The organism is Mycobacterium arosiense ATCC BAA-1401 = DSM 45069 (genome assembly GCF_002086125.1).
Taxonomy (GTDB): Bacteria; Actinomycetota; Actinomycetes; order Mycobacteriales; family Mycobacteriaceae; genus Mycobacterium; species Mycobacterium arosiense.
The window spans coordinates 1-251 of record NZ_MVHG01000341.1; the positions used below are offsets into that span (position 1 = coordinate 1).

Sequence of the window (251 nt, forward strand, 5' to 3'; positions counted from 1 at the left end):
CCTTGTAGATCACGTGCTGACGAACAACCGGATCGTACTTCTTGATCTCGATCTTCTCAGGCTTGGTACGCTTGTTCTTGTCGGTGGTGTAGAAGTGGCCGGTACCGGCGCTGGACACCAGACGAATCAATTCACGCATGATTCAGCTCCTTAGAATTTTTCGCCGCGGGCACGCAGGTCAGCCAGGACGGCCTCGATGCCACGCTTGTCGATGATACGCATGCCCTTGGCGGAAACGCGCAGACGTACGA

1 protein-coding gene and 1 pseudogene are annotated in these 251 nt (G+C 55.8%); both read right to left on the minus strand.

The window, feature by feature from the left end; translation table 11 throughout:
* Positions 1-139, minus strand: a 139-nt coding sequence (gene rpmG, locus BST14_RS32120) for a 50S ribosomal protein L33 (RefSeq protein WP_083067509.1), incomplete at its 3' end; no start/stop codon positions are given.
* Between the two features lie 11 nt (positions 140-150).
* Positions 151-251 (minus strand): annotated as a pseudogene (locus BST14_RS32125) (50S ribosomal protein L28); the annotation flags it as partial.